The 7903-nt window shown below is 40.9% G+C and carries 8 protein-coding genes and 1 pseudogene; 7 read left to right on the plus strand and 2 right to left on the minus strand.

The window, feature by feature from the left end:
* Nucleotides 1–148: 148 nt before the first annotated feature.
* Together ACUVXA_RS12955 and ACUVXA_RS12960 are read left to right on the plus strand one after the other, a co-directional pair.
* Nucleotides 149–376 carry an AbrB/MazE/SpoVT family DNA-binding domain-containing protein gene (locus ACUVXA_RS12955; protein ID WP_445871692.1) on the plus strand — a complete coding sequence of 76 codons (228 nt, stop codon included), beginning with the start codon at nucleotides 149–151 and terminating at the stop codon, nucleotides 374–376.
* On the plus strand, nucleotides 355–771 hold the full coding sequence (locus ACUVXA_RS12960) for a type II toxin-antitoxin system VapC family toxin (protein WP_445871693.1): 417 nt from the start codon (nucleotides 355–357) through the stop codon (nucleotides 769–771). Before ACUVXA_RS12955 ends, ACUVXA_RS12960 begins: the two co-directional genes overlap by 22 nt.
* A 138-nt stretch (nucleotides 772–909) precedes the next feature.
* Here ACUVXA_RS12960 and ACUVXA_RS12965 read toward each other — a convergent pair whose 3' ends face one another.
* Nucleotides 910–1524: a hypothetical protein gene (locus ACUVXA_RS12965; protein WP_445871699.1), complete on the minus strand. Its 615-nt coding sequence runs from the start codon at nucleotides 1522–1524 to the stop codon at nucleotides 910–912.
* Between the two features lie 21 nt (nucleotides 1525–1545).
* Nucleotides 1546–2556 (minus strand): annotated as a pseudogene (locus ACUVXA_RS12970) (dihydroxy-acid dehydratase domain-containing protein); the annotation flags it as partial.
* A 327-nt stretch (nucleotides 2557–2883) separates the two neighbouring features.
* Between ACUVXA_RS12970 and ACUVXA_RS12975 the strand changes: the two are divergent.
* The 5 genes from ACUVXA_RS12975 (at nucleotide 2884) to ACUVXA_RS12995 (ending at nucleotide 7419) form a co-directional block, all read left to right on the plus strand.
* On the plus strand, nucleotides 2884–3996 hold the full coding sequence (locus ACUVXA_RS12975) for a serine hydrolase domain-containing protein (RefSeq protein ID WP_445871694.1): 1113 nt from the start codon (nucleotides 2884–2886) through the stop codon (nucleotides 3994–3996).
* Between the two features lie 163 nt (nucleotides 3997–4159).
* The gene (locus tag ACUVXA_RS12980; RefSeq protein WP_445871695.1) at nucleotides 4160–4501 is read left to right on the plus strand and encodes a hypothetical protein; all 342 of its coding nucleotides are present in this window, start codon (nucleotides 4160–4162) and stop codon (nucleotides 4499–4501) included.
* A gap of 156 nt (nucleotides 4502–4657) precedes the next feature.
* On the plus strand, nucleotides 4658–5398 hold the full coding sequence (locus ACUVXA_RS12985) for a hypothetical protein (RefSeq protein ID WP_445871696.1): 741 nt from the start codon (nucleotides 4658–4660) through the stop codon (nucleotides 5396–5398).
* A 206-nt stretch (nucleotides 5399–5604) separates the two neighbouring features.
* A complete protein-coding gene (locus tag ACUVXA_RS12990; protein ID WP_445871697.1) occupies nucleotides 5605–6042 on the plus strand; it encodes a YbhB/YbcL family Raf kinase inhibitor-like protein in 438 nt (145 codons plus the stop codon).
* A gap of 696 nt (nucleotides 6043–6738) precedes the next feature.
* The gene (locus tag ACUVXA_RS12995) at nucleotides 6739–7419 is read left to right on the plus strand and encodes a YiiX/YebB-like N1pC/P60 family cysteine hydrolase (protein ID WP_445871698.1); all 681 of its coding nucleotides are present in this window, start codon (nucleotides 6739–6741) and stop codon (nucleotides 7417–7419) included.
* Nucleotides 7420–7903 lie beyond the last annotated feature (484 nt).

The raw sequence follows: 7903 nt of genomic DNA on the forward strand, positions 1-7903 counted from the left end.
ACCGAACACCATTTAGGCGGTGTCCTAAATGGGTAAGTTTCGGACAACGGTTGATCGACTAATTTAAGGACAGATTTAGGACTAGGAACTATTTTTATACTAGAATTTATTATTTTTACTAGATATATAATTTTTAGGAGAAATCTTTTTGGCTAAGGTAAAAGTCACTAGGAACTACCAGATAACAATACCCCGCACCGTTCGGAAGGAGCTTGAAATAAAAGAGGGTGACTACGTGTCAATTGAAGTGTCAGGTAAAGGTGTGGCGGTTTTAAAGAGGATAATACCCGTCGAGGATTTAGCTGGTGCATGGGACGAGGAAATGGACAAAATAATGGAGGATGTGGGTAAACAATGGAAAAGGTGGAAGCTGTAAAGATCATATGCGTAGACACTGATGTGATAGTAGATTACTTAAGGGGACGCGAGCCAGGAAGATCCGCCTTTACCAAGTGGAGAAAAAAAGCGGAAACCTCCATAACTAGCATAACGGCTTTTGAACTCTTACTGGGAGCAAACCTCTCATCAAAACGCGAGAGGAGAATTACCGAAGTTGAAAACCTACTTGACCAGCAAAACGTACTGATCTTTACTCGAGAAAGTGCCAAAAAGGCAGCTGAAAAAGGAGCAGAATTAAGAGCCAAAGGTGCACCAATCGAAATTCGAGACCTTTTCAATGCCTCCATGTGTCTGATAAAGAAGATGCCTTTACTTACAAGGAATATAGCACACTACGAGCGAATTAAAGAGTTAAAAGTGTTGACACCATAGCCACTCAAAACTGCAAGCCGATCATCAATATATAATCAAAGTATAATCAAAGACGCAAAACCGGAACAATCAAGTTTTAACATTTCTACTAGATAATAATAAAATACTAGATTTTTATTTTTTACTAATATTAATTTTTTATAAAGTGCGTTTAAGCACAGCACCCTTTTCTGCCTGCTCAGCGGTTTCTAACCAACTCACAAGAACTCCCTTTTTTACTTTCGGTTCTGGAGGTTTCCAATCGGCCAATCTTTTTTTAATCTCCTTATCAGAGAGATCAACATCGATTCTCCTCTTCGATATACTAATTTTGATTAGATCATCGTTCTCTACAACAGCGGTAGGTCCTCCCAAATATGCCTCTGGCGAAATATGTCCAACGTACAACGCACCTATGGTTGTTCCCGAGAAGCGTCCATCACTAACCACTGCAACATTCTCCAACCCCATTATGCTCACCATGAAAACTACCACCAGATTGTCCGGCATACCCGGTGCTCCCCTAGGCCCCTGATACCTAACCACAACTGCATCGCCAGACTTGATAGCTCCTGACGCTATGGCCAACATGGCTTCCTCCTCGGTGTCAAAAACCTTTGCCGGTCCCTCGAACTCATGGATATCCCTCTTAACTACAGTAAACCGGCTTACAGCACCATTTGGGGCGAGGTTTCCTCTGAGTACCGCTATTCCTCCTTCATCAAGTATGGGATTTGTTTGGGGTCTAATCACTTCTCGATTCAGAACCTTCACTTCGGCCAGATTTTCTCTAACAGTTTTTCCGGAAACTGTAATGCAATCTAGATTCAGGTCTTTTTCCAATTCCTTCATTAGTGCGGGCACGCCTCCCGCGTTGTCAAAATCGACCACGGTGTAGGGCCCGTTGGGTCGCAAGTGTGAGAGATATTTCGTGACTCTACCCAGGCGGTCAAAATCGTCAAGTGTAATGCCCAATTTGAGTTCATTTGCCAGTGCTAAAAGGTGCAAGACACCATTAGTCCCTCCCGAAATGGCCATAAGAACTCTAATAGCGTTCTCTACCGATTTCTTGGTCACAATTTTTGAGAAATTGAATTCATTCTCCACCAATCTCACTATTTGGATACCGGTTTTTTTAGCGAATCTAATCTTGTTCATACTAACCGCGGGAGCAGTGTTCGCTCCTGGTAAAGAGAGCCCCAAAGCCTCTAACAACATTTGAAGCGTGTTTGATGTAGTCATCTCAGGACAGGCACCACAGGTTAAAACCCATTCCTCCTCCATCCTACTGGTAATACTCCAGAATTCCTCCTCCTACATTTTCCCAGAAATAACTTCTTGCGCACAGGGCACCAGACAATCCGTAGGAAAAGTTATATCCTCACCTCGAAACTTTCCAGGCAGAGCCGGGCCCCCAGTAATAATAATTGTGGGCAGATCCTTTCTCGCTGCCCCCAACCAAACACCGGGAATCTCCTTGTCACAAGTCGCTATACAAACAATACCCTTACATCTTAGCACTTCCAGTTGAATCTCCATGGAATCCGCAATGGCGTCTCTCTGCGGCAGGTCAAAACAATAATTCCGAGTAGCCTCAGAATACCCGGTGCAGGGTCCCATCAGATTAAACTCTAGGGGAGTACCGCCACCTAGGTAAACTCCTGCCTTAACTGCGTCCGCCACCTGCCTAAGGTGCATGTGTCCCAGTGTGGCTTCCTGCCAGGTGTTTACAATACCAATTAGGGGGCGTTTAAGTTCCTCGTCAATAAAACCTGAAGACTTGTAGAACCATTTAGGGGTATCCACCTTTGCTGCTAACTCCAAAAGTTTTGGAAAAAATTCTTGAGAAATCTTCGCCCTAAATTCTCACCTCTCAAATTTAGGTTACCAGGCAAATTCCATTATTTTTTAACATATTTTCTACTTCTGCATCTAATAGTAACCTGTTACTTAATAGTGATTAAGCATAAAGTTTATTAGGTTAATTACCAACTAGGCTTTTCACAACCCTTTCTATGGGTTAGGATTTTAATAAATTGAATTAGGAAGGCTGTTATGGGTAATAAAGAAGATTTCTCCGCCGAAATAGTAGCTGCCTCAAAAGTGGGCCTCGACCCGGAGCGCCTCAATCGGGTGAAGCGAGCCATAGAGAAGGATACCGAGAAGGGTACTTACGATGGAGCCGCCTTTATTGTAGCTCGGCATGGAAAGATAGCTATGCATGAGGCGGTTGGAAAAACAGACTTGGAGAAAAATCGCAAAGCAAACGTGGACGACGTATTCTTTATCATGTCTATCACCAAGCAGTTGACTACGACCCGGGTTCTCATGGACATTGAGCAGGGGAAATTCACCCTCAACACTCCTGTCTGTGAGATCATTCCCGAATTCAGTATTAAGGGAAAGCAGAAGGTCACTGTTGGCCATATACTCACTCATACCAGTGGTCTAAACACTGAGCTCCCCTTTGGGCTTCCTATCGATCAGGTGGGCAATATTGAAACCGTCACCGCCGCCATGAGTAATGAACGCATATTAATCCTTCCCGGAAAGATGGTTTCCTACAACGCCATCGCGGCATTCTCCATCTTGGGAGCGTTAGTTCAGCGCTTAGATGAAAAGAATCGCCCATTCCGACAAATCCTCAAAGAGGACGTATTCGAGCCTTTAGGCATGAAAGATACTGCTCTCGGACTACCAGACAGGCTCAAAAGCCGCATCGTCCCCGTTAAGGTGCGGGACAAAACACCTGGACTCTTTGACCCGTTACTTTTAGAATCGTTGAACTTCTTGGCAACCGAGGAAACAGAGCTACCTGCAGGTGGAGCAGTATCTACCGTCCTTGACATTTTCCGCTTCTCAGAAATGCTTAGGCGGGGCGGAACCTTTAACGGGCTCAGGATTCTCTCCCCGGACACGGTTAAGCATGCTACCACCATCCACACTGGCAATCTTCCAAATCATCTCTGGGACTATTGTCGGGAGATGTACGGGTGGCCGGTCTTCCCCGCTAACCTGGGGCTCAGCTTCTTTATTCGGGGTGAAGGCATATTTCCCACTCCCTTAGGGCTAACCACTTCTCCTGGCACTTTCGGAGGACTCGGTGCGGGTTCGACGGTGTTCTGGGTTGATCCTGTACGAGACCTCACCTACGTCTTCCTCTCAGCGGGACTCTTAGAGGAGGGACATAGCATTATGCGCCATCAGCGACTTTCCGACATGGTGGTTGCGGCAGTAATAGATTAGTGGACATAAATAGAAACAATTGCTGCACTATCAGCCACTTTTCTTTCTCTTTTTTTAAACTCTGAATATGGAAAAAATCCTTTTTTCGAAAAATTTGTGGAAGCGATAAATTAAAAATATAAAAAATCGTTACTCACATTAAAAATAAGGAAGGAGATGTCTAATGGAGGATTTAATAAGAAGTAGAAGAAGCATTATATTGCTGTTGTGTGGAGCGTTTTTGATAGCTATTCCTACTTTAGTGATTGTGGTTTGGTTTTTTACTCCTCAGGTACCCCAACCAAGCTTTGAGTTATTGGTCACGTTGAATTATCTTTCGACGGAATTTAGCCCTCTTGCAGCATTTGCATATCTATGGTATAGTATACAGCCCTCGTTTGAATGGATCTGGGGCTTAATTTTCGCAATGATTATAGCAATTGTTGTCCTAGTCTTCTTATTTTACTATGTTCTTCCGATTGTAGTCGCAGAAATGAAAGAGCGGGAAAAAATGAAATCAAAGTAGGCTATTTTTTTAACCCATTTTTTTCCCATCTTCTTTTCAGAAAAATTTTATAAATTAGTAATACCAGATTGTTTTCTCCTAAATATGAGTAAATCCACTTTTTGGAGCTTCGATACTCAAAACCTGAAATAACTATTGAGTGAACATTAGAGATTTATGTATTCAAACATTGTTGAAATAAAGAATATCCGAGAGATGTTTTTTATAGAAGATGTTAAAAAGTCGAGGAAAAAAATTATTCTAATCGTTGTGTTGCTAATCTTAATATTTAGTGCTAGTGGAGCGCTAATAACCTGGTTAATTGGACCCCAAGTACCAAAAGAACTATCCTTTGAAACAATTGTTACACTAATTTACCTCTCCACAAATTTCAGCCCCACGGTGGCGCTTGCATATTTATGGTATAGTATACAGCCCTCGTCTAGCTTTCTCTGGGGATTTTTAATGGTGACAACCATAATGATCATTGTCGCAATAATTGTCCTAGTAGCGCTGTTCTATATCGTCTTGCCTTATGTGTTATCAGAAGAACTTAAATCCTCTCAGAAACAAATGAGAGGTGGCATAGTGTTGATGTTTTTGGGCAGTCTTTTGGCTATCGTTATAAATGTCTTTGACCTCATTCCCAGTACAAATATTATTGATATTCTGATGCCTAACGTGGTGGACTTTTGGTTTGTACTTCTAAGCTTTATTGCTTCCATTATCATTTTCTCACTGTCAATAGCTCTAGGTTACCAGAAACTTTTAGGAAGATCGAATATAGTTCTAATTCTGGTCATCATTCTCGGAATCGTGGTGATGCTCAACTATAGTTCTCCAGAAAACGCGTTCATTGGCGGAATACTAGCAATAATTGGTGCAATAGTCTACAAAGTCGGTCATAGAAAATTATAAACAAAGCAACCATGTGAAAAAAGTAGGTATTAAACCCTCTCTCATACTTTTTATTTTTCCTCTTACGTCTCATTCAGCTCTTATTTTCTAAAAAATAAGGAATTCCTTTATAGGAGCTAATTGAAGATAGAAAAGATAATAAATTTTCCGAAAACTCTTTAACGTAAAAGAGACAATATGATAATTAAATTATCGGAGTTGGGATTATGAAGTTAAAAAGTAAGGATTTTGAGCATGAGGGTATGATACCCTCCCAGTTTACATGTGATGGTCCAGATATCTCGCCACAACTCGAATGGAGTGAAGCCCCTAAAGAGACCAAGAGTTTCGCATTAATTGTAGATGATCCAGACGCCCCAGTAGGCCTATGGGTTCACTGGCTGGTGTGCGACATTCCTCCAAAGGTAAATAATATTCCCCGCAACAGCTTACCACGGAATGCTAGACAAGTGAAAAATGATTTCGGCAAAGTGGAATACGGCGGTCCCTGCCCACCCAGCGGTACACATCGGTACTTCTTCAAACTCTACGCTTTGAAAGTTGAAAAGCTAGAAGGGGTTAACGATAAAAAGAGTTTCTACAAGAAAGTAGAAGAAAATAAAATAGCTGAAGCAGTTCTAATGGGAAGGTATAAAAGAAAATAAATATTCCACTAATTAAGCCGCCTCGAGGAAGGTCTTTAAAAATTTTAGAAACATCATCAGACCTGTAATCGCCATAGAAGTGGTCCTCTTAACTTTTCTTATTTGTTCATAAGGACACAAAGATTCCATGGTGCAATTTAGAACCTAAAGATTAGAGTAATGGTGTAATGTTACTCTCTTGCTGAAAATACAGATAATTAGGGTGTTTTCAATAATTTTTATCTTGAACTGGGTGCTCAATCTGCTGTCTGTAGTCTATTTTTCGAAAAAGCCAAAAAAAGAACAGAAAAATCTCAAAAAGCACTATAATTTCGCTAACGTGTATTTTTCCAAGTTTAGGTGATGTAGAATAGTTCAGTCATCTTTAAAAAATGGAAATTTATAAAGCTCCTTTCGCAATTTAGAACATTACGAGGAAAACACAATTGAACAAATTCGCCCACGTTTATGGCACAAAGTAAGGGATATGTATTTTTGATTTTGGGTATGTGAAAGAGTCCTGCTTAACTCCCATAATAGGGTTTGGATTTGGAAAAGAAGGCTTAATAACGCCTCCTCTACAAGCAGTCAACAAACAAAAACACATACCCCCATGCAAAAAACATAACTATTACATCGTGCCGCTCAACACGACCAAAAAATATAAATAAACATAAGAAACAAAAAATATTCAATAAACGTGTGGAGAAGTGTATTATGAGAAGGAAGGTTGTTTCTATTTTCTGCATTTCACTATTCGCAATATCAATGCTACTTTCTATGGGTCTAACTACCACTTTTAACGGGAGCAACGGTGGTCTTGCACCTCTCATAGCGCTGACCGCCATAAATGGCGGAGTAAACAATGCGGGAAATATTGACTCAAAGCTAGTCGGTGATACTTGGGGAGGCGACGGAAATAATTTAGACCTTTCACTCTTACAGGTGGGAGATATAATTGCAGTTTCAGGTGTAATTGTGGGAGACAAGTTAATGCCCGGACACTATTCACACATAGCGATGTATATCGGCAATGGTAAGATGATTGAGGCTTGGAAAAACGGTGTAAGGGTTGTAGATATCAGTATGATTCACAACGCTAACGACGCCGCCATTTATCGAGTGAAAACCTCAAGCTCCATAAAACAACAAGCTGTGAACTGGGCCTTGACCAAAGTGGGATTACCATATGATTACATCTGGCTCACATACATCGGAGGCAAACAAGTTAATGGCTGCTGCTACTACTGCAGCGAGCTTGCGTGGGCAGCATATAAGGCAGTGGGAGGACCAGATATTGATAAAAATCCTGGATGGAGTTGGACCTACGGGTACAATGTAGCTCCTCAAGAAATATGCGATGACGGTGATACATATCTAGTTGCATACTCGTCGTAAATAACATAGAAGAGAGGTCAAAGATTCCTTTTTTTCTTTTTTTCTTTTTTCCTATTTCCTATTTCCCAACGTAAAATTGAATATGAGGGTGAATCTAAATTTATGGTGAGTGATGTAGATTTGTCCGATTCCGCCCTTTATTTTTAAGATTCTAAATCGAAAAAGAAAACCTGTAAACACTCTTTTAGAGGCATAATCGAAACATTCTGCATCTTGAGCCACATATGGATAAATGTATGCCCTTACCCCAACAGATCTTCATAAAGAGCTTAATACAGGTCTCATAGCTTGTAATAATGTCTAAAACCTCTATGGAAAAACATTGAAAATCAGTCATAAAACTCTTTTTTTAAGAGAGTTACATGTTTAAGTCTCCAATTCTTTTTGTAATTGTTCATAATTCATTATGTTAGGGTTCTACTCTATGTGGAAATTCATAGAATTACATAGAGTTGGGGCTTCACAGTATCATGCGGCGGCCTCG

This window comes from Candidatus Jordarchaeum sp., assembly GCF_052745115.1.

What these genes read in the sequence shown, in the direction of transcription:
- ACUVXA_RS12960 (WP_445871693.1), top strand. Translation starts at nt 355, where the DNA reads ATGGAAAAGGTGGAAGCTGTAAAGATCATATGCGTAGACACTGATGTG.
- ACUVXA_RS12980 (WP_445871695.1), top strand. Translation starts at nt 4,160, where the DNA reads ATGGAGGATTTAATAAGAAGTAGAAGAAGCATTATATTGCTGTTGTGT.
- ACUVXA_RS12985 (WP_445871696.1), top strand. Translation starts at nt 4,658, where the DNA reads ATGTATTCAAACATTGTTGAAATAAAGAATATCCGAGAGATGTTTTTT.
- ACUVXA_RS12990 (WP_445871697.1), top strand. Translation starts at nt 5,605, where the DNA reads ATGAAGTTAAAAAGTAAGGATTTTGAGCATGAGGGTATGATACCCTCC.
- ACUVXA_RS12995 (WP_445871698.1), top strand. Translation starts at nt 6,739, where the DNA reads ATGAGAAGGAAGGTTGTTTCTATTTTCTGCATTTCACTATTCGCAATA.